The sequence below is a fragment of the Micromonospora aurantiaca ATCC 27029 genome, from assembly GCF_000145235.1.
Lineage (GTDB): Bacteria > Actinomycetota > Actinomycetes > Mycobacteriales > Micromonosporaceae > Micromonospora > Micromonospora aurantiaca.
Map to the genome: position 1 here is coordinate 2,494,426 of NC_014391.1, position 19,904 is coordinate 2,514,329.

Sequence of the window (19,904 nt, forward strand, 5' to 3'; positions counted from 1 at the left end):
GACCCAGACAAGGAGCCACGCCGAGTGACCGTCCAGCCCATCCGTCTGTTCGGCGATCCGGTGCTGCGCACGCCGGCCGACCCGGTCGTCGACTTCGACGCCGAGCTGCGCAAGCTGATCGCCGACCTGACCGACACGATGCGCGAGCAGAGCGGCGCCGGCCTGGCCGCGCCGCAGCTCGGGGTGGGCCTGCGGGTGTTCACCTTCGACGTCGACGACGTCCTCGGCCACCTGGTCAACCCGGTGCTGGAGTTCCCCGACTCCGAGGAGCAGGACGGTCCGGAGGGCTGCCTGTCCATCCCCGGGCTCTACTTCGACACCAAGCGCCGGCAGAACGTGATCGCCAAGGGCTTCAACGGCTACGGCGACCCGTTGCAGATCGTCGGCACCGGGCTGATGGCCCGCTGCGTGCAGCACGAGACCGACCACCTCGACGGGGTGCTCTTCGTCGACCGGCTCGACGCGGCCGGCCGCAAGGAGGCCATGAAGGCGATCCGCCAGGCCGAGTGGTACGACCAGGCCGCGCCGCCGACGGTCAAGCTCAGCCCGCACGCCGCCGGCAACCCGTTCGGCCTGGGGCGGTGACCCGGATGCGCCTGATCTTCGCCGGCACGCCGGCTGTCGCCGTACCGGCCCTGGACGCGATCGCCGCCTCCGGGCACGAGCTGCTCGCCGTGGTCACCCGCCCCGACGCCCCGGCCGGGCGGGGCCGGGGACTGGTCCGCTCGCCGGTCGGCGCGTGGGCCGACGCGCACGGCGTCGAGGTGCTCACCCCGGCCCGTCCGCGTGAGCCGGAGTTCCTCGACCGGCTGCGCGAGCTGGCGCCGGACTGCGTACCGGTGGTCGCCTACGGCGCGCTGGTGCCGCCGGTGGCGCTGGAGATCCCCCGGCACGGCTGGATCAACCTGCACTTCTCCCTGCTGCCCGCCTGGCGCGGCGCCGCGCCCGTGCAGCACGCCGTGCTGCACGGCGACGAGCTGACCGGGGCCAGCGTCTTCGAGCTGGAGGAAGGGCTGGACACCGGCCCGGTGTACGGCACCGTCACCGACGAGATCCGTCCCGCCGACACCTCCGGTGACCTGCTGGAACGGCTCGCGCACTCCGGCGCCGGGCTGCTGGTCGCGGTCCTCGACGCGATCGGCGCCGGCACCGCCCGGGCCGTGCCGCAGCCGGCCGACGGGGTCTCACTCGCCCCGAAGCTCACAGTGGAGGACGCCCGGGTCCGCTGGGGCGACCCCGCGTTCGCGGTGGACCGGCGCATCCGCGCCTGCACGCCCGCGCCCGGCCCGTGGACCACGTTCCGCGACGACCGGGTCAAGCTCGGCCCGGTCACCCCGCTGCCCGACGGCCCGGAGCTGAAGCCGGGGGAGCTGCACGTGGAGAAGTCCGGTGTGCTCGTCGGCACCGCCACCACGCCGGTGCGCCTCGGCGAGGTGCGCGCCGCAGGCAAGAAGGCCATGCCCGCCGGCGACTGGGCGCGCGGCGCCCGGGTCACCGCCGGCGAGGTGTTCGCGTGACGGGGCCGCAGCGCCCGGACCGGCCCGTCGAGGGCGAGCGTCCCGGGGGGTACGCGCGTGAGCACGGCGACCGGCCCGCCTTCGAGCGCCGGGGCGACGACCGTTTCGGCGACCGCCAGCGCGGCGCCCGGCAGCGCTCCGACCGGCCCGCCGCGGACCGGCGTGCCGGCGACCGGTTCGGCGGTGACCGTGAGCGCGGCGACCGGCGGGGCGGGGACCGGCCCGGCGGCGACCGGCGAGGCGGGGACCGGTTCGGTGGGGACCGGCGGGGCGGGCGTCCGGCCCGTCCGGCAGTCGACCTGCCCCGGCAGATCGCGTACGAGGCGATCGCGGCGGTGCACCGCGACGACGCGTACGCCAACCTGGTGCTCCCGGCGATGCTGCGCGAGGCCGGGCTGACCGGCCGGGACGCCGCGTTCGCCACCGAGCTGACCTACGGCACGCTGCGGCACACCGGCACGCTCGACGCGATCGTCACCGACGCGGCCGGGCGGGACGTGCAGCGCATCGACCCGCCGGTGCGCGACGCGCTGCGGCTCGGGGCGTACCAGATCCTGCACACCCGGGTGCCCGCGCACGCCGCGGTGTCCTCCACCGTGGACCTGGTCCGGTCCGTGGGGCCGGGCGCCACCGGGTTCGCCAACGCGGTGCTGCGGGAGATCACCAGCCGGGACGCCGACGCCTGGGTGGCGAAGCTCGCCCCGGCGCAGGAGACCGACCCGATCGGGCACCTCGCGCTCGCGTACAGCCATCCGCAGTGGATCGTGCGGTCGTTCGCCGAGGCACTCGGCGCCGACATGGGCGAGACGACTCGGCTGCTCATCGAGGACAACGAGCGCCCGCCGGTGCACCTGTGCGCCCGGCCGGGCCTGGCCGATCCGGTGGCGCTCGCCGACGAGGTGGGCGGCGCGCCCGGCGCGTTCTCGCCGTACGCGGTCTACCTGCCCGGCGGCGCGCCGGGCGATCTGCCGGCGGTGGCCGACGGCCGCGCGCACGTGCAGGACGAGGGTTCCCAGTTGGTGGCGGACGCGCTGGTGGCGGCACCGCTGGACGGCCCGGACGGCCGGTGGCTGGACCTGTGCGCGGGTCCGGGCGGCAAGTCGGGCCTGCTCGGCGCGCTCGCCGCGACCCGTGGTGCCCGGCTGACAGCTGTCGAGGTGGCCGAGCACCGGGCCCGGCTGGTCGCCCAGGCCACCCGCGGGCTGCCGGTGACTGTGGTGCACACGGACGGGCGCACAGTGGGCAGCGACCCGAAGCTGCCGGAGGAGCACTTCGACCGGGTGCTCGTGGACGCGCCGTGCACCGGGCTGGGCGCGCTGCGCCGTCGCCCGGAGTCGCGGTGGCGCCGCCAGCCGTCGGACCTGCCGCCGCTGACCCGGTTGCAGCGGGAACTGCTCACCGCCGGGCTGCGGGCGGCCCGGCCGGGCGGCCTGGTCGCGTACGTGACGTGCTCGCCGCACGTGGTGGAGACGCACGTGACGGTGACCGAGGCGGCCCGGCGGTGCGGCTTCGACGTCGACTTCGTCGACGCGCGGCCGTTGCTGCCGGCCGGCATGCCGGGCCTGGGCGACGGCCCCACTGTGCAGCTCTGGCCGCACCGCCACGGCACCGACGCCATGTTCCTGGCGGTCCTCCGCCGGGTCTGACCCACCTCTCCTCGCAGTCGATCAAGGAGTTCGTGTCGCCTGGGCCGCCGTGCCCGGACACGAACTCCTTGATCGTCATGCGGAGAAATGGGGAGGGATGGAGCGTGTGCGGCATCCCGGTGGGGAGAGGGGGCCGGTGGGATGTGACAGCCCGTTGACTGTTTGATCGATGCATGTAACTGTTTCGACCACCGGTCCCGGCACCCCCGCCCGCCGAACCCCCACGAGGAGTCTCCATGAGACGCAGAACGCCGACCACGAGCCTCGCGCTCGCCCTCGTCGCCACCCTGACGACGGCGAGCCTGGCCGGCACCGCCTCCGCCGCGCCCGCTCCGGCCGCCGCCCCCGCCCCGGCCGTCGCCGCCCTCGCCGCGCCGGACGTCTCCCTGAGCAACATCCAGGCCCACCTCACCCAGTTCAACTCCATCGCCACCAGCAACGGCGGCAACCGGCGCTCCGGCTCGGCCGGCTACACGGCGTCGGTCAACTACGTCAAGGGCAAGCTGCAGGCCGCCGGCTACACGGTCACCGAGCAGAACTGCTCCACCTGCACCTACCCCGGCAACAACCTGATCGCCGAGTGGCCGCAGGGCCCTTCCGACCAGGTCGTCATGTTCGGCGCCCACCTGGACGGCGTCTCCGCGGGCCCCGGCATCAACGACAACGCCTCCGGCTCGTCGGTGCTGCTGGAGAACGCGCTGGTGCTGGCCGCGCAGAACCCGACCATGACCAAGCGGGTCCGGTTCGCCTGGTGGAACGGCGAGGAGCAGGGCCTGCAGGGCTCCAAGCACTACGTCAACCAGCTCAGCTCCACCCAGCGGGGCTACATCAAGGGCTACTACAACTTCGACATGGTGGGCTCGCCCAACGGTGGCTACTTCATCAACCGGATCACCTCGGCCACGGCCGCGCCGCTGAAGGCGTACTGGGACTCGTTCGGCATCTCGCCGGAGGAGAACACCGAGGGCCAGGGCCGCTCGGACGACTACTCGTTCGCCAACGCCGGCATCCAGACCTCCGGCTACGCGGCGGGCGCCAGCTACACCAAGAGCTCGGCGCAGGCCAGCAAGTGGGGCGGCACTGCCGGTGCGGCGTACGACGGGTGCTACCACCGCTCCTGCGACAACACCAGCAACATCAACACGACCATCCTCAACCGGGCCGCTGACGGTGTGGCGTACGCGATCTGGCAGCTCGCCGTCGGCGGCGGCACGCCGTCCAACGACTTCTCCGTCTCGGTGAGCCCCACCTCCGGCAGCGTCGCCCGGGGCGGCTCCACCACCGCCACGGTCAGCACCGCCACCACCGCCGGCAGCGCGCAGACCGTGGCGCTGTCCGCCAGCGGCGCCCCGAGCGGCGTCTCGGTGAGCTTCAGCCCGTCCTCGGTCACCTCGGGCGGCTCGGCCACCATGACCGTCACCGCCTCGTCGACGGCCACCACCGGCACGTTCACGCTCACCGTGACCGGCACCGGCTCGGCCACCCGCACCGCCAGCTACACGATCACCGTGACCGGCGGCAGCGGCGGCTGCACCGGCGGCCAGCTCATCGGCAACAGCAGCTTCGAGTCCGGCACCACGCCGTGGACGGCCAGCTCCGGCGTGATCACCAACAGCTCCAGCCAGGCGGCCCGCACCGGGTCGTACAAGGCGTGGATGAACGGGTACGGCTCCTCGCGTACCGACACGCTGTCCCAGTCGGTCACGCTGCCGTCCGGGTGCAGCAGCTACACGTTCTCGTTCTGGCTGCACATCGACTCGGCCGAGACGACCACCTCGACCGCGTACGACAAGCTCACGGTGCAGGTCGGTTCGACGACGCTGGCCACGTACTCGAACCTGAACAAGGCCACCGGCTACACCCAGCGCACCTTCAACCTGGCCGCGTACGCCGGTCAGACGGTCACGCTGAAGTGGACCGGGGTCGAGGACTCCTCGCTGCAGACCAGCTTCGTCGTGGACGACGTGACGCTGCAGGTCGGCTGAGCGGTCCCGGGCGGGGTGGGCGCCGGCCCACCCCGCCCGGGTCTCACGTGATCGGCAGCGCCTTCGCGCCCGCGCCCTTGACCGACCGGGTCAGCGAACGTTCGGAGACCCACAGGAAGCACTGCACGCCCCGGTCACCGTCGCGCCACTGCTCCTCGAACGGGTGGTAGATGATGGTGCCGGCCCGGTACTGCATGTTGCCGTCGTTCGGCAGCCCGGCGTACTTGGCGATCAGGCCGCGGCAGGCCTTGTGCGTGCGCAGCGGCGTGCGTTCGAACTCGGCGTAGCTGATGTCCGGCGCCTGGTAGACGCCGACGAACTCGGCGTGGTGCTTGCTGGTGCAGGCCACCGGCCGCATCGACTGCACCTCGTCCTTGCTCAGCTTCGGGTTGAAGCAGCCGAGCGCGAGCTTCGAGCCGGGCTTCAACGCACCCCGCAGACTGCCGGTGCGCTGGGCCACGGCACCCTCGTCCAGATCGGTGATCTCGGCGACGTCGCAGCGGTACCAGCGGGCCCCGCCGGACCACGCGAGCGCCGAGGGGAAGACCACCGCCAGGCGTAGCCGCCCGCCGCGCCAGTCCCCGCCGACGGCCCTGGTGACCTGCCGGGCGCAGTCGGCGTGCGCGGCGCGCACGCCGGCCGAGCCGGTCCGCGGCGGTGCGGAACGCTCCGCCTCCGCGCCGGTCATCGTGCCCACGTGCAGCGTCTCGGTGCGGTGCGGGGTGGCGCAGTCGACCGGCTGGTAGCCGCTGAGGTAGCCGACGTCGGCGACAGTGGGATGACAGGCCCCGCTCTGCGGCACGAAACCGACCGGCGCGGCGAACGCGGGCCAGTCGTCGACCAGGTCCCGGTCCACTCCGGCCGGCGCGGCACAGCCGCCGAGCGCCAGCGCCAGCGCCGCGCCCACTGTGACCGCCACCCGCCATCGCCGCATCCCGACCGACCTCCCCCGCGCATCCGGCGCCGCCCGGTCGACCGGTACGCCTCGGCGGTGCAGCATACGGCAGCCGCTCAGGTGACCGGGAGTCCCTCGGGTCCGGCGCCGCGCACCGAGCGGTTCAGCTTGCGGTCGTCACTCCACAGGAAACAGCGCACGCCCCGGTCGCCCTCCTCCCACTCCCGCTGCGACGGCGGGTAGAAGATGGACCCGGCCCGGTACGGCAGCTCGGCGTTGTCCGGCACCTCGGCGAACGCGGCGATGAGCGTCATGCAGCGCCGGTGCGTGGCGGGCGCGCCCCGGGTGAACTCCGCCCAGCTCATGTCGCGTTCCTCGTACACGCCGACGAACTCCGCCCGGTGCGGTTCGGTGCACAGCACCGGGGCCATGTAGTTGAGGTTCTGGCCGATCAGCTTCGGGTCGAAGCACCTGTGCACCAGCGGGTTGTCGCCGACCAGCGCGCCCCGCAGGCTGCCGACCCGGTTGACCGGGCGGGTGTTGTCGATGCTGTCGGTCTCGGCCAGGTCGCAGCGGAACCAGCGGGCGCCGGACGTCCAGGCGGTGACGGTGGGCAGCGCGATGTTCAACGTGAGCCGGGCGGCGCGCCAGTCCCCGCCGATCATCTCCCGGGCCCGCTGGTCGCACTCGGCGCGCGCGGTCCGCAGCGCCGGTGAGCCCGGTTCGGGGCGTACGCCCTGCGCCGCCGGCCCGCTGAACCGGCCGACGTGCACGGTCTCGGCCAGGTGGCTGCCCGCGCAGTTCACCGTCTCGTACGTGGCGGCGGCCACCACTGTGCTCAGCCGGGGCAGGCACGCCTCGGTCGCCGGGACGAACAGTTGCGGCACCGGCAGCGCCGCCCAGTCGTCGATCAGGTCGCCGTCGGCCCGATGCACCTGAGCGCAACCCGCGAGCACCGCAGTCGCGGCGCCGGCCAGCGCGAGCACGTGGAGCCACCGTCGCATCGTCCGCCCCTTCCGGGAGAGATGACAGCCGGTCGTCATAGGCCCGACCGGCGTCCCCCGCGCCCGGGCGTGCAGCATACGTGACCGTCCCTGTAGGAGTTTCGTCATCTTTCAATCGATCGGCCAGTCACCGGCGACTATTCGTGCCGATTTTTTCTCCGGACGGCCGGATGGTGCACCACGGGTGACGGAAGGATCACCGCTGGTCGCTCCGGGAGCCGTGCCGCTACCTCCGGATCACCGCGTTCGTACACTGGCCCCGTGACCGTACCGCCGCCGATCGTCGCGCCCAGCATCCTGGCCGCCGATTTCGCCCGCCTCGCCGACGAGGTCCGTGCCGTGGAGCCCGCCGCCGACTGGCTGCACGTCGACGTCATGGACAACCACTTCGTACCCAACCTGACCATCGGGCTGCCGGTGGTGCAGAGCCTGCGCGCCGTCACCGGGATCCCGTTCGACGTGCACCTGATGATCACCGACCCGCGCCGCTGGGCGCCCGGGTACGCCGACGCCGGGGCGTACAACGTCACGTTCCACGCCGAGGCGTGCGACGACCCGGTGGCGCTGGCCAAGGACCTGCGCTCGGCCGGGGCGAAGGCCGGGCTGGCGATCGACCGGGACACCCCGATCGAGCCGTACCTCGAACTGCTGCCGAGCTTCGACACGCTGCTGATCATGACGATCAAGGCCGGCTTCGGCGGCCAGCGCTTCCTGCCGCAACTGCTGGACAAGGTGCGCGCGGCCCGCCGGCACGTCGACAGCGGGCACCTGGAGCTGCGCATCGAGGTCGACGGCGGCATCGCCGCGGACACCATCGAGCAGGCCGCCGCGGCCGGGGCCGACGCGTTCGTCGCGGGCACCGCCGTCTACGGCGCCGACGATCCCGCGGAGGCGGTACGCCGCCTGCGGGGCCTGGCGGAACGCGCGATGACCGGGGCCTGAGATGGACCCGGCCGGCGAGCGACCCGACGTGATCCTCGTCGTCGACGACGACGAGGACATCGCCCGCTTCGTCGAGTTCAACCTGCGCCTGCACGGCTTCGAGGTGCTGCACGCCGCCGACGGCCAGGAGGCGCTGGAGGTCATCGAGCGGCAGCGGCCCGACCTCGCAGTCGTCGACCTGATGATGCCGCGCATCGACGGGCTGGAGCTGACCCGGCGGCTGCGCGCCGACCCGATGACCTCGGCCCTGCCGGTGATCATGCTGACCGCCAAGGGGATGACCCAGGACAAGGTCAACGGGCTCAGCGTCGGCGCGGACGACTACCTGGTCAAGCCGTTCGACACGCTGGAACTGGTGGCCCGGGTCAACTCCACGCTGCGGCGCAACAAGGAGTTCCGGGAGGTCTCGCCGCTGACCGGGCTGCCCGGCAACAGCCGGATCCGGCGGGAGATCAGCGACCGGGTACGCAACGGCGTCGACTACGCCGTCGGCTACATCGACATCGACCGGTTCAAGAGCGTCAACGACCGGTACGGCTTCGTGCGCGGCGACGAGTTCATCTCGGCGCTGGCCCGCAGCCTGCACCGGGCGGTGGTGTCGATCGGGCTGCCGCCGGCGTTCCTCGGCCACGTCGGCGGCGACGACTTCGTCATCGTCTGCGCGCCCAGCCAGGTCCGGCCGCTGACCAGCCGGGCCGTCGTCGACTTCGAGAAGGCCGCCGACGCGCTCTACGACGCCACCGACCGGGAACGCGGCTTCGTCGAGCTGAAGGACCGGCGCGGCAACATCCGCCGCGCCGCGCTCGTCACGCTCTCCATCGGCGTGTCGCTGTCCGATTCCGGCAAGCGGTTCACCGACCCGCTGGAGGCGATCGCGGTGGCCTCGGAGATGAAGACGGTGGCCAAGAGCCAGCCCGGCTCGTACGTGGCGGTGGACCGCCGGCGCGGCGTCACCTGACCGGTCCTGTGAGGTAGCTCGCCTCTGTGGCGCGCGCCCGGGCGGAACGTGTAAGACTTCCCCTATACCCACCACGCGCTGGCGGGGCTCGGTGAAATTCCGAACCGGCGGTGATCCACGGTCCGACCGTGGTAAGCCCGCGACCCGGACGGCTTCGGCCGGACGGTGGACCTGGTGAGAATCCGGGGCCGACGGTTGGGGTGCGGCTCGTCCGCCCCCAGAAAGTCCGGATGGGAGACAGCGCGCGGAACGGGGGAGGCCCCTGCCGGCCGCTGAGCACCCTCAGCCGCCGCGTGGGCTCCCCGGGGTCGGCGTCGCCGTCCCCGGGTTCTCCGCCGCCGCGTGTCCGCGGCTTTCGTGGCCGTTCCTCCCGAACCCCGCCCGCGCGCGACCGGCGAGCGGGAGGACAGGCGGCCATGGCGAGCGTCTCCGTCGACGAGGCGATGCGTCGTGCCATCGAACTGGCCGTGCGCGGCCTCGGCGCCACGAGCCCCAACCCGGTGGTCGGCTGCGTGCTGCTCGACACCGACGGCGAGGTCGTCGGCGAGGGCTTCCACGCGTACGCCGGCGGCCCGCACGCGGAGATCGTCGCGCTGGCCCAGGCCGGCACGCGGGCCCGCGGCGGCACCGCGGTGGTCACCCTGGAACCCTGCGACCACACCGGCCGCACCGGCCCGTGCAGCCACGCGCTCATCGCCGCCGGGGTGTCCCGCGTGGTGATCGCCGTGCCCGATCCCAACCCGGTCGCCTCCGGCGGCGCCGCCACGCTGCGCGCCGCCGGGGTCCAGGTCGCTTTGGGGGTACGCGCGCAGGAGGCCGAGGCCGGCAACGTCGCCTGGCTCACCTCGATGCGCCGCGGCTGGCCGTACGTGATCTGGAAGTACGCGGCCACGCTCGACGGGCGTTCCGCCGCCGCCGACGGCACCAGCATGTGGATCACCTCCGAGGCGGCCCGGATCGACGTGCACGCGCTGCGCGGCACCGTCGACGCGGTGCTCGCCGGGGTGGGCACCGTGCTCACCGACGACCCCCGGCTGACCGCCCGCAACCTGCGCGACGGCACCATGGCCATCCGGCAGCCGCTGCGGGTGGTGGTGGACAGCTCGGGGCGTACCCCGGCCGACGCCCGGGTCCGCGACGGCGCCGCCCGCACGTGGATCGCCACCGCCGCGGAGGTCGGCGCCGGGCCGGACGGCCGGGTCGACCTGCCGGCGCTGCTCGCGGAGCTGCACCACCGGGGCGTGCGGGCCGCGCTGCTGGAGGGCGGGCCGACGCTGGCCGGCGCGTTCCTCGCCGCCGGCCTGGTCGACAGGATCGTCGGGTACGTCGCGCCGAAGCTGCTCGGCGCCGGCCCGACCGCGCTGCTCGACGCGGGCGTGAGCACCATCGCCGACGCCATCGATCTGGAGATCACCGACGTTACGCGGGTCGGTCCCGACCTGCGGATCACCGCGCTGCCCCGGAAGAGGGAGAGCTGACATGTTCACCGGCATCGTCGAGGAACTGGGCGAGATCGTCCGGAGCACCGAGACCGGCGACGACTCCGCGCTGGTCGCCATCCGCGGCCCGCTCGTCACCTCGGACGCCCGGCACGGCGACTCGATCGCCGTCAACGGCGTCTGCCTCACCGTGGTCGACGTCGACGGCGGCGTGTTCACCGCCGACGTGATGGGAGAGACGCTGCGCCGTACCGCGCTCGGCGCGCTGCGCCCCGGCGACCCGGTCAACCTGGAACGAGCCGCCGCGCTGAACAGCCGTCTCGGCGGGCACCTGGTGCAGGGCCACGTCGACGGCGTCGGCGAGATCGTCGCCCGGGAGCCCGCCGCGCAGTGGGAGACCGTGCGGTTCCGGCTGCCCGCCGGGCTCGCCCGGTACGTGGTGGAGAAGGGCTCGATCACCGTCGACGGCGTGTCGCTCACAGTCGCCGAGGCGGGCGACGACTGGTTCTCGGTCGGCCTGATCCCCACCACGCTCAAGCTCACCGTGCTCGGCACGAAGCGGATCGGCGACCCGGTCAACCTGGAGGTCGACGTGCTGGCCAAGTACGTCGAGCGGCTGCTCGGCGACCGCGGCGCGGGGGGTGCCCGGTGATGGGCCCGCTCGGCTGGCTGCTCGACGCCCAGGTGCACGTGGCCGGCTCGCCGGTGCTGGTCCGGGAGATCGTCGGCAACGTCTTCGGGCTCGGCTCGGCGCTGCTCGGGCTGCGCCGCGTGGTTTGGGCCTGGCCGGTCGGCATGATCGGCAACGCGCTGCTGTTCACCGTGTTCCTCGGCGGTGTCTTCGTCACCCCGCAGGCGCACGACCTCTACGGCCAGGCCGGCCGGCAGGTCTTCTTCTTCGCCGTCAGCGTGTACGGCTGGTGGCGCTGGTCGCGCAACCGGCGTGCCGGTGGCGGGGAGGAGCCGGCCGTGGTGCCGCGCTGGGCCACCTGGCCGGAGCGGCTCGGCCTGCTCGTGGCCGCCGCCGTCGGCACCGCCGCCGCGTACCCGGTGCTCGCCGCGCTCGGCTCGTGGGGGCCGCTGCCGGACGCCTGGATCCTGGTCGGCAGCCTGCTCGCCACGTACGGCATGGCCCGCGGCTGGGTCGAGTTCTGGCTGATCTGGATCGCCGTCGACGCGGTCGGCGTACCGCTGCTGCTGCGCGGCGGCTTCTACCCGTCGGCCGCCATGTACCTGGTCTACGGCGCGTTCTGCGCCGCCGGCCTGTACAGCTGGTGGCGCACCTCCCGGGCCGTCGCGACCGCGCCCGCCCCGATCCCGGCGACGTACTCGGAGGCCGTGGCATGAGCACGTTCGGTTCGATCGAGCAGGCGGTGGCGGACATCGCCGCCGGGCGTCCGGTGGTCGTGGTCGACGACGAGGACCGCGAGAACGAGGGCGACCTGATCTTCGCGGCCGAGCTGGCCACCCCGGAGCTGGTCGCGTTCATGGTCCGGTACACCTCCGGCTACATCTGCGTGCCGCTGACCGAGGACGAGTGCGACCGGCTGGATCTGCCGCCGATGCACCACACGAACCAGGACCGGCGCGGTACCGCATACACGGTGACTGTGGACGCCCGGGAGGGCGTCAGCACCGGCATCTCGGCCGCCGACCGGTCGCACACCATCCGGCTGCTCGCCGACGCCGCCACCGGCCCGACCGACCTGGCCCGGCCCGGTCACGTGGTGCCGCTGCGCGCCCGCGCCGGCGGGGTGCTGCGCCGTCCCGGGCACACCGAGGCGGCGGTGGACCTGACCCGGATGGCCGGGCTGCGCCCGGCCGGGGTGCTCTGCGAGCTGGTGAACGACGACGGCACCATGATGCGCCTGCCGGACATGGAGAAGTTCTGCGCCGAGCACGGGCTGACGCTCGTCACCATCGCGGACCTGATCGCACACCGGCGGCGTACCGAGAAGCAGGTCGAGCTGGCCGCCGAGGCCCGGATGCCCACCCCGTACGGCGTGTTCAAGGCGCTCGGCTACCGCGCCGAGCACGACCCGGCCGAGCACGTCGCGCTGGTCATGGGTGACCTCGGCGACGGGCGGGACGTGCTGGTGCGGGTGCACTCCGAGTGTCTCACCGGCGACGTGTTCGGCTCGCTGCGCTGCGACTGCGGGCCGCAGTTGCAGGCCGCGCTGGCCCGGGTCGCGCAGGAGGGCCGCGGCGTGGTCCTCTACGTGCGCGGGCACGAGGGCCGGGGCATCGGCCTGCTGCACAAGCTCCAGGCGTACCAGCTCCAGGACCAGGGCCGCGACACCGTGGACGCGAACCTCGACCTGGGCCTGCCGGCCGACGCCCGCGACTACGGCACAGGTGCGCAGATCCTCTACGACCTGGGCGTCCGGTCGATGCGGCTGCTGACCAACAACCCGGCCAAGCGGGCCGGGCTGGAGGGGTACGGCCTCACCGTGACCGGCCGGGAGGGGCTGCCGGTGCGGTCCAACCCGGAGAACGTGCGCTACCTGCGCACCAAGCGGGATCGGATGGGCCACCTGCTGGACGGACTGGACGAGGTGACCGAGGCGCCGATGGGCCGCCCGGTCGCCGGTGACGAGATCGGAGCGTAGGGCGATGGCGGGTTTCGGTGAGCCGGGCGTGACCGCGGTGGACGCCGCCGGGATGACTGTGGGCGTGGTGGCCGCCCGGTGGCACGGCGACCTGACCGACCACATGACCGAGCGTGCGGTGGCCGCCGCGCAGGCGTGCGGGGCGCGGGCCGTGGTGGCCCGGGTGGCCGGCTCGGTGGAGCTGCCGGTGGTGGCCCAGGCGATGGCCCGCCGCTTCGACGTGGTCGTCGCGCTCGGCGTGGTGGTACGCGGCGCGACGGCGCACTTCGACTACGTCTGCAAGTCGGTCACCGAGGGGCTGACCCGGGTGGCGCTGGACGAGGGCAAGCCGGTGGCGCACGGGGTCCTCACGGTGGACACCGTCGAGCAGGCCCGCGACCGGGCCGGGCTGCCCGGCTCGGCCGAGGACAAGGGCTGGTCGGCGACCGTGGCCGCGCTGGACGCCGCCCTGGCCGTCCGCGCCCTCGACGCACAGTCCGCCCACCGGGTCGGCTTCGCCTGACCCACCCGGCCCGTCACCAGGAGCGGCTGGAAGAATCGCCTTCCGTGAAGACGTTCGAGGAGTTGTTCGCCGAGCTGCAGGCCAAGGCCGCCGCCGGCACCCCGGGCTCGGGCACCGTCGAGGCGCTCGCCAAGGGCGTGCACTTCATCGGCAAGAAGGTCGTCGAGGAGGCGGCCGAGTCGTGGATGGCCGCCGAGCACGAGGGCCCGGAGCGGGCCGCCGAGGAGATCTCCCAGCTGCTCTACCAGGCGCAGGTGCTGATGCTCGCCACCGGCCTGGAACTGAAGGACGTCTACCGACATCTCTGAGTGCCCGTCCGCTGATCATCCGATCGAACGAAGGAGCACTCCCATGCTGCGTGTCGCAGTACCCAACAAGGGCGCCCTGGCCGAGTCGGCCGCCGGGATGCTGCGCGAGGCGGGCTACCGCCAGCGCACCGACCCGAAGGACCTCGTCTGCCGGGACGAGGCCAACGACATCGAGTTCTTCTACCTGCGCCCCAAGGACATCGCCACCTACGTCGGCTCCGGTGACCTGGACGTCGGCATCACCGGCCGCGACCTGCTGATCGACTCCGGCGCGCCGGCCGAGGAGATCGTCGACCTCAACTTCGGGCGGGCCACGTTCCGGTTCGCCGCCCGGCCCGACGACGTCGCCTCCGTCCAGCAGCTCGGCGGGCACCGCATCGCCACCGCGTACCCGGGTCTGGTCGAGCGGCACCTGGCCGAGCTGGGCGTCAAGGCCGACGTGATCCGCCTGGACGGCGCGGTGGAGAACGCCATCCGCCTCGGCGTGGCCGACGTGGTCGCCGACGTGGTGGAGACCGGCGCGACGCTGCGCCAGGCCGGCCTGGTGGTCTTCGGCGAGCCGCTGCTGCGCTCCTCGGCGGTGCTGGTCCGCCGCGCCGGTGCTCCCGGCGGCGCGCAGCAGGAGCAGTTGCAGCGCCGGCTGCACGGCGTGCTCGTCGCCCGCCGGTACGTGATGCTCGCCTACGACGTCCCGGCCGGCCTGCTCGACCGGGCCAGCTCGCTGACCCCCGGCATCGAGTCGCCCACCGTCTCGCCGCTGCACCGGGAGGGCTGGGTCGCGGTGCAGGCGATGGTGCTCCGCGACGACGTCCACCGGATCATGGACGAGCTGTACGAGCTGGGCGCCCGCGCGATCCTCGTCACCAACATCCACGCCTGCCGGCTGTGAGACCGCTGCCGCTCCCGGCCGCGCTCGCGGTGGTCGTGGCCGGCGGCGTGGCCTCGGCCGCCCAGGGCGCGGTCAACGCCGAGATGGGGGAGCGGACCGGTGCCCCGGTCCTCGGCGCGGTCGTCAACAACCTCGGCGGCTGCCTGCTGGTGCTGGCCGGGATCGTGGCGCTGCCGTCGATGCGCGCCGGGCTGGCCGGGCTGCGCCGCTCCGGGCTGCCGTGGTGGGCGTACCTCGGCGGGGTGGGCGGCGCGGTGATCGTGCTGGTCGCTTCGGTGGTGGTGCCGGTGCTCGGGGTGGCGGTGTTCACGATCGCCCAGGTGGCAGGCGGCAGCCTCGGCGGCCTCGCGGTGGACCGGGCCGGGCTGGCCGCGACCGGGCGGATGCCGCTCACAGTGCCCCGGGTCGGCGGCGCGGTGCTCGGCGTCGGCGCGGTGGCCCTCGCCCAGCTCGGCCGCCCGGTCGGTGACCTGGCGGTCGGGCTGGTGCTGCTCTGCGTCCTGGGCGGGCTGGCGGTGGCGGGGCAGTCCGCGCTCAACGGCCGGGTCGCCGCCTCGGTCGGCCCGGCCGCCGGCCTCGCTGTCAACTTCGCGGTCAGCACAGTGCTGATCGGCGCGGTCGCGGCGCTGACCGGAGCGCTCGCGAGCCAGCCCCGCTGGCCTGCCCAGTGGTGGCTCTACGTCGGCGGCCTGCTCGGCGTCGGCATCGTGCTCTCGCTGCTGGTCGGGGTACGCGCCGCCGGGGTGCTGCGTACCGGCCTGGCGCTGGTGGCCGGGCAGCTCGGCGGCGCGCTGCTGCTGGACCTGGTGCTGCCCGGCGGCCCCGGTGTCCGGCTGCCGGTGCTGGCCGGCGCCCTGCTCACGCTGCTCGCCGTGGTGGTCACCAGCCTGCGCCGGCGTGGCCCGGACCGTGTGGCGGCCGAAGGCGCGCCCGAACCGGATGGCAGACTGGTCGGGTGAGCGATTCCGTGGTGACCGTGCGACCCCGCCGCGTCCGGGTCGTCTGCTGGGTGTCGGCCGTCACGCTGATCGTGGTGTTCAGCCTCGTCGCGACGTCGCTGACCGGCGCCACCGGCAACGGATACGGCACGTTCCAGCGCGGCGACCAGTTCGCCATGATCGGCCTGGGTGTCTTCGGCGCGCTCGGCTTCCTGCTGTTCACCCGCCCTCGCGTGATCGCCGACGCCAGGGGCGTCCGGGTGCGCAACGTGTTCAGCTCGTACGAGCTGCCGTGGGAGGTCGTCCGCGGTGTCCGGTTCGACAGGGGCGCCCCGTGGGCCAGCCTGGAGCTGCACGACGACGACCTGCTGCCGATGGTCGCCTTGCAGGCCGCCGACAAGGAGAGCGCGGTCGAGGCGGTCCGCGCGTTGCGCCGCCTGCACCAGGCGCACCTGGCGGCGCTGTCCGCCGGCCAGTCGGCACCCCGCTGACCAGCGAGCCCGGTTTGGGCTGGCCTGGGCCGAGGGTGTAGTGTTGCGGAGTCGACCAGACTGCCCCCGTCCCTGACGCGCGGGCGGTCGAGAAGCGGAGCGCCCGCTCCCACCCGAGTCGCCGCCACGGTGGCCGGGTCCGGTCCCCGGTTTCGGGCACGTCCCGACGCCGGATGCGCGATCCTGTGATCGTGCCGACCGGTCGAGTGGGCCCTGGCATACGCCGGGGCCTTCTGCTTTCCGGGTCGGCTCCCACCCGGGAGCCCACGGAGTCGGCACCGTAGGAGACTCGACTCGAGGAGGCCCCATCAGCGTCGAACCACGCGTGAACGAGCAGATCCGGGCACGTGAGGTCCGACTGGTCGGCCCTGAGGGTGAGCAGGTGGGCATCGTCCCGCTGGAGCGCGCCCTGCAGCTGGCCGCGGACGTCGACCTGGACCTGGTCGAGGTTGCGCCGATGGCGCGCCCGCCGGTGTGCAAGCTCATGGACTTCGGCAAGTTCAAGTACGAGAGCGCACTGAAGGCGCGCGAAGCGCGGCGTAACCAGCAGCAGACCGTCATCAAGGAGATGAAGCTCCGGCCGAAGATCGACCCGCACGACTACGAGACCAAGAAGGGTCACGTGGTGCGGTTCCTCAAGGCCGGCGACAAGGTCAAGGTGACGATCATGTTCCGCGGTCGGGAGCAGAGCCGCCCGGAGCTGGGCTACCGGCTCCTGCGCCGGCTCGAGTCCGAGATCACGGACCTTGGATACGTCGAGGCCGCGCCGAAGCAGGACGGCCGAAACATGATCATGGTTCTCGCTCCGCACCGGGCCGTCAAGGCCTCCGCGGTCGCCGCCACGGCGTCCCGCGGTGGACCGCGCGACCGGGCAGCGGAGGAACCGGCCGCTCCGGCCGGCGAGACCCCGGCGGCCGGCGAGACCGCAGCAGCCGGTGAGACCGGCACGACCGCTGAGACCAGCGGCCAGTAACAGGGGAGAAGACGTTCCAATGCCGAAGATGAAGAGCCACACGGGTATGGGCAAGCGGGTCAAGGTGACCGGCAAGGGCAAGATCGTTGCCCAGCAGGCCGGCCTTCGCCACAACCTGGAGAAGAAGCCCAGCACCCAGACCCGTCGGCTGACCGGCACCGTCGAGCTGGCCAAGGCCGACACCAAGCGCATCAAGAAGCTGCTCGGCCGCTGACGCGAGCCACCTGAACCGAAGAAGGAGTTGAGATGGCACGCGTCAAGCGGGCTGTGAACGCCCAGAAGAAGCGTCGTACCCTGCTGGAGACCGCGAGCGGTTACCGCGGTCAGCGCTCCCGGCTGTACCGCAAGGCCAAGGAGCAGGTGCTGCACTCGATGCAGTACTCCTACCGGGACCGTCGCGACCGCAAGGGCGACTTCCGGCAGCTCTGGATCCAGCGGATCAACGCCGGCGCCCGGGCCAACGGCCTGACCTACAACCGCCTGATCCAGGGCCTGCGCCTGGCCGGCATCGAGGTCGACCGGAAGATCCTGGCCGACATGGCCGTCAACGACGCCGCCGCGTTCGCGGCGATCGTCGAGCTGGCCCGCGCCGCCGTGGCGGCCGAGGGCACCGGTGGCGCCGCGGCTCAGGCCGCCTGACCCACCCCGTACGGCAGATCGAGGCGTCTCCCATGCAGTCACAGTCGCAGGGGAGGCGCCTCGACGCCGTTCCCGGACCGTTCACCCCGCGTACCCCGAGGGTCGTTGCCGCCCGCCGGTTGCAGCGCCGGCGCGACCGCGACCAGGCCGGCCGGTTCCTGGCCGAGGGGCCGCAGGCGGTCCGGGAGGCGCTCGCCCGCACCGGCACCGTGGTCGAGCTGTTCGGCACCCCGGCGGCGCTCGACAGGTACGCCGACCTCGCGGCCGCCGCCGCCCGCGCCGACGTGCCGGTCTCCGAGGTGACCGACGACGCGCTCGCGGCGCTCACCGAGACCGTCGCGCCGCAGGGCCTGGTGGCGGTGTGCCGGCACCTCGACGTACCCCTGGAGCAGGCAGTGGCGCGCGGGCCGCGCCTGGTCGCGGTGCTCGCCGGGATCCGTGACCCGGGCAACGCCGGCACCGTGCTGCGTACCGCCGACGCGGCGGGCGCGGGCGCTGTGATCTTCGCGGGCGAGGCGGTCGACCCCTACAACGGCAAGTGCGTGCGGGCCTCCGCCGGCAGCCTCTTCCACGTCGACGTGGTGCGCGCCGCCGACCCGCTCGCCGCCGTCGAGGCGCTGCGGGCCGCCGGCCTGGAGATCCTGGCCACCACCGGGTACGGCGACAGCGACCTGGACGACCTCGCCGACGCGGGACGGCTGGCCGCCCCCACCGCGTGGCTGTTCGGCTCGGAGGCGCACGGCCTGCCCGACGAGTTGACCGCCGCCGCCGACGCCCGGGTCCGGGTGCCGCTGCACGGGCGCGCGGAGAGCCTGAACCTGGCTGCGGCGGCGGCCGTCTGCCTGTATTCTTCCGCCAGAGCACTGCGTGTCCCCCGGGGCACGCGAGAGACAGCAGGGGAGTCCGCCTCGTCATGAACGCGCCACGGCGTTCGTTTAGCCAGCCCGCCGGTGTCGGCGGGCGGCGGGCCTGACCCTTCCCCCTGCACGACTCCCCACCGGCGGGCTGCGGCGAAGCCGCGCGTCCGTAGACTCGCCTAGCCACCCGCGAGGGTCGGCGCCGCCGTGAGGGAGTGCCCGTTCACCATGAGCTACCGCAACGATCCGTACGACCCGAAGCAGGTCGCCCTGCTCGACCCGGACGCCCTGGCCGGGGCCGTGGCCGACGCCGAGAAGGCGTTCGCCGAGGCCACCGACCCGGACGCGCTCACCGCGCTGCGCCCCGCGCACCTCGGTGACCGGTCCCCGGTGTCGCTGGCCCGCCGGGAGATCGGCGCGCTGCCGCCGGCCGCGAAGGCCGACGCCGGCAAGCGGGTCAACGAGGCCCGCCGGGCCATCGAGTCCGCGTACGCCGCCCGGCAGGAGATCCTGGACCGGGAACGGGCCGCGCGGGTACTGGTCGAGGAGCGGGTCGACGTGACCCTGCCGTACGACCGCCGGCCGCGCGGCGCCCGCCACCCGCTGAGCGTGCTGATGGAGCAGATCAGCGACCTGTTCATCGGCATGGGGTACGAGGTGGCCGAGGGCCCCGAGGTCGAGCTGGAGTGGACCAACTTCGACGCGCTGAACATCCCGGCCGACCACCCGGCGCGCGGCCTGATGGACACGTTCCACATCGCACCCGAAGGCTCGGGCCTTGTTCTGCGCACCCACACGTCGCCGGTGCAGGCGCGCACCATGCTCAGCCGCAAGCCGCCGATCTACGTGGTGGTGCCCGGCCGGGTCTACCGCACCGACGAGCTGGACGCCACCCACGCGCCGGTGTTCCACCAGGTCGAGGGCCTCGTGGTGGACAAGGGCATCACCATGGCGCACCTGCGCGGCACGCTCGACCACTTCGCCCGGGCCATGTTCGGCGAGGGTGCGAAGACGCGCTGGCGGCCGCACTACTTCCCGTTCACCGAGCCGTCGGCGGAGTTCGACGTCTGGTTCCCGGAGCACCGGGACGGTCCGCAGTGGGTCGAGTGGGGCGGCTGCGGCATGGTCAACCCGCGGGTGCTGCGCGCCTGCGGCATCGACCCGGAGGTCTACTCCGGATTCGCGTTCGGCATGGGCATCGACCGGACCGTGATGGTCCGGCACGGCGTCAGTGACATGCGGGACATGGCCGAGGGCGACGTGCGGTTCACCCGCGCGTTCGGCGCCTGAGCTACGGGAACGGTGGTTTAAC

At 73.5% G+C, this 19,904-nt stretch carries 21 protein-coding genes, 1 pseudogene and 1 riboswitch; of the genes and pseudogenes, 20 read left to right on the forward strand and 2 right to left on the reverse strand.

Annotated elements, in window-relative coordinates; genetic code table 11:
- Window positions 1-24 precede the first annotated feature (24 nt).
- The 4 genes from def to MICAU_RS11720 all read left to right on the forward strand — a co-directional run bounded on the left by def (window position 25) and on the right by MICAU_RS11720 (window position 5,148).
- A complete protein-coding gene (gene def, locus MICAU_RS11705; RefSeq protein ID WP_013285523.1) occupies window positions 25-585 on the forward strand; it encodes a peptide deformylase in 561 nt (186 codons plus the stop codon).
- A 5-nt stretch (window positions 586-590) separates the two neighbouring features.
- Entirely contained in the window at window positions 591-1,517 is a 927-nt protein-coding gene (gene fmt / locus MICAU_RS11710) for a methionyl-tRNA formyltransferase (RefSeq protein ID WP_013285524.1), read from the forward strand.
- Entirely contained in the window at window positions 1,514-3,163 is a 1,650-nt protein-coding gene (locus MICAU_RS11715; RefSeq protein WP_013285525.1) for an RsmB/NOP family class I SAM-dependent RNA methyltransferase, read from the forward strand. Before fmt ends, MICAU_RS11715 begins: the two co-directional genes overlap by 4 nt.
- Before the next feature lie 236 nt (window positions 3,164-3,399).
- Window positions 3,400-5,148, forward strand: a complete 1,749-nt coding sequence (locus MICAU_RS11720) for a M28 family metallopeptidase (protein WP_013285526.1) — start codon at window positions 3,400-3,402, stop codon at window positions 5,146-5,148.
- A gap of 43 nt (window positions 5,149-5,191) precedes the next feature.
- On the opposite strand, the gene MICAU_RS11725 is transcribed toward MICAU_RS11720, so the two are convergent.
- Both MICAU_RS11725 and MICAU_RS11730 read right to left on the reverse strand, forming a co-directional pair.
- A complete protein-coding gene (locus MICAU_RS11725; RefSeq protein ID WP_013285527.1) occupies window positions 5,192-6,082 on the reverse strand; it encodes a septum formation family protein in 891 nt (296 codons plus the stop codon).
- Window positions 6,083-6,159: 77 nt separating this feature from the next.
- Window positions 6,160-7,047, reverse strand: coding sequence for a septum formation family protein (locus MICAU_RS11730; RefSeq protein ID WP_013285528.1), 888 nt, complete (start codon window positions 7,045-7,047; stop codon window positions 6,160-6,162).
- A 261-nt stretch (window positions 7,048-7,308) separates the two neighbouring features.
- Here MICAU_RS11730 and rpe point away from each other — a divergent pair, with 261 nt between their 5' ends.
- From rpe to pheS, 16 genes and pseudogenes are all read left to right on the forward strand, one after another.
- Entirely contained in the window at window positions 7,309-7,989 is a 681-nt protein-coding gene (rpe, locus tag MICAU_RS11735) for a ribulose-phosphate 3-epimerase (protein WP_013285529.1), read from the forward strand.
- Between the two features lies 1 nt (window position 7,990).
- Entirely contained in the window at window positions 7,991-8,947 is a 957-nt protein-coding gene (locus MICAU_RS11740; protein ID WP_013285530.1) for a response regulator, read from the forward strand.
- 73 nt (window positions 8,948-9,020) lie between these two features.
- Window positions 9,021-9,193, forward strand: a riboswitch (FMN riboswitch).
- A 170-nt stretch (window positions 9,194-9,363) separates the two neighbouring features.
- On the forward strand, window positions 9,364-10,425 hold the full coding sequence (gene ribD, locus MICAU_RS11745; RefSeq protein ID WP_013285531.1) for a bifunctional diaminohydroxyphosphoribosylaminopyrimidine deaminase/5-amino-6-(5-phosphoribosylamino)uracil reductase RibD: 1,062 nt from the start codon (window positions 9,364-9,366) through the stop codon (window positions 10,423-10,425).
- A gap of 1 nt (window position 10,426) precedes the next feature.
- Window positions 10,427-11,048: pseudogene (locus MICAU_RS11750) on the forward strand (riboflavin synthase); the annotation flags it as partial.
- Window positions 11,038-11,733, forward strand: coding sequence for a nicotinamide riboside transporter PnuC (pnuC, locus tag MICAU_RS11755; protein ID WP_013285533.1), 696 nt, complete (start codon window positions 11,038-11,040; stop codon window positions 11,731-11,733). The pseudogene MICAU_RS11750 and the gene pnuC, both read left to right, overlap by 11 nt.
- Entirely contained in the window at window positions 11,730-12,995 is a 1,266-nt protein-coding gene (locus MICAU_RS11760) for a bifunctional 3,4-dihydroxy-2-butanone-4-phosphate synthase/GTP cyclohydrolase II (RefSeq protein WP_013285534.1), read from the forward strand. Before pnuC ends, MICAU_RS11760 begins: the two co-directional genes overlap by 4 nt.
- A 4-nt stretch (window positions 12,996-12,999) precedes the next feature.
- Window positions 13,000-13,497, forward strand: coding sequence for a 6,7-dimethyl-8-ribityllumazine synthase (gene ribH / locus MICAU_RS11765; RefSeq protein ID WP_013285535.1), 498 nt, complete (start codon window positions 13,000-13,002; stop codon window positions 13,495-13,497).
- Window positions 13,498-13,541: 44 nt separating this feature from the next.
- Window positions 13,542-13,805, forward strand: a complete 264-nt coding sequence (locus MICAU_RS11770; protein WP_013285536.1) for a phosphoribosyl-ATP diphosphatase — start codon at window positions 13,542-13,544, stop codon at window positions 13,803-13,805.
- A 43-nt stretch (window positions 13,806-13,848) separates the two neighbouring features.
- Window positions 13,849-14,694, forward strand: coding sequence for an ATP phosphoribosyltransferase (gene hisG, locus MICAU_RS11775; RefSeq protein WP_013285537.1), 846 nt, complete (start codon window positions 13,849-13,851; stop codon window positions 14,692-14,694).
- Window positions 14,691-15,653: a DMT family transporter gene (locus MICAU_RS11780; protein WP_013285538.1), complete on the forward strand. Its 963-nt coding sequence runs from the start codon at window positions 14,691-14,693 to the stop codon at window positions 15,651-15,653. Before hisG ends, MICAU_RS11780 begins: the two co-directional genes overlap by 4 nt.
- Window positions 15,650-16,123: a PH domain-containing protein gene (locus MICAU_RS11785; RefSeq protein WP_030271068.1), complete on the forward strand. Its 474-nt coding sequence runs from the start codon at window positions 15,650-15,652 to the stop codon at window positions 16,121-16,123. Before MICAU_RS11780 ends, MICAU_RS11785 begins: the two co-directional genes overlap by 4 nt.
- 325 nt (window positions 16,124-16,448) lie before the next feature.
- Window positions 16,449-17,096 (forward strand): translation initiation factor IF-3, encoded by a 648-nt coding sequence (gene infC, locus MICAU_RS11790; protein WP_013285540.1) that lies wholly within the window; start codon window positions 16,449-16,451, stop codon window positions 17,094-17,096.
- Window positions 17,097-17,115: 19 nt separating this feature from the next.
- Entirely contained in the window at window positions 17,116-17,310 is a 195-nt protein-coding gene (gene rpmI, locus MICAU_RS11795; RefSeq protein ID WP_007075851.1) for a 50S ribosomal protein L35, read from the forward strand.
- Window positions 17,311-17,342: 32 nt separating this feature from the next.
- Window positions 17,343-17,735, forward strand: a complete 393-nt coding sequence (gene rplT, locus MICAU_RS11800; protein WP_013285541.1) for a 50S ribosomal protein L20 — start codon at window positions 17,343-17,345, stop codon at window positions 17,733-17,735.
- 32 nt (window positions 17,736-17,767) lie between these two features.
- Window positions 17,768-18,652: a TrmH family RNA methyltransferase gene (locus MICAU_RS11805; RefSeq protein ID WP_013285542.1), complete on the forward strand. Its 885-nt coding sequence runs from the start codon at window positions 17,768-17,770 to the stop codon at window positions 18,650-18,652.
- 168 nt (window positions 18,653-18,820) lie between these two features.
- Window positions 18,821-19,882: a phenylalanine--tRNA ligase subunit alpha gene (pheS, locus tag MICAU_RS11810; protein WP_013285543.1), complete on the forward strand. Its 1,062-nt coding sequence runs from the start codon at window positions 18,821-18,823 to the stop codon at window positions 19,880-19,882.
- Window positions 19,883-19,904: the final 22 nt, after the last annotated feature.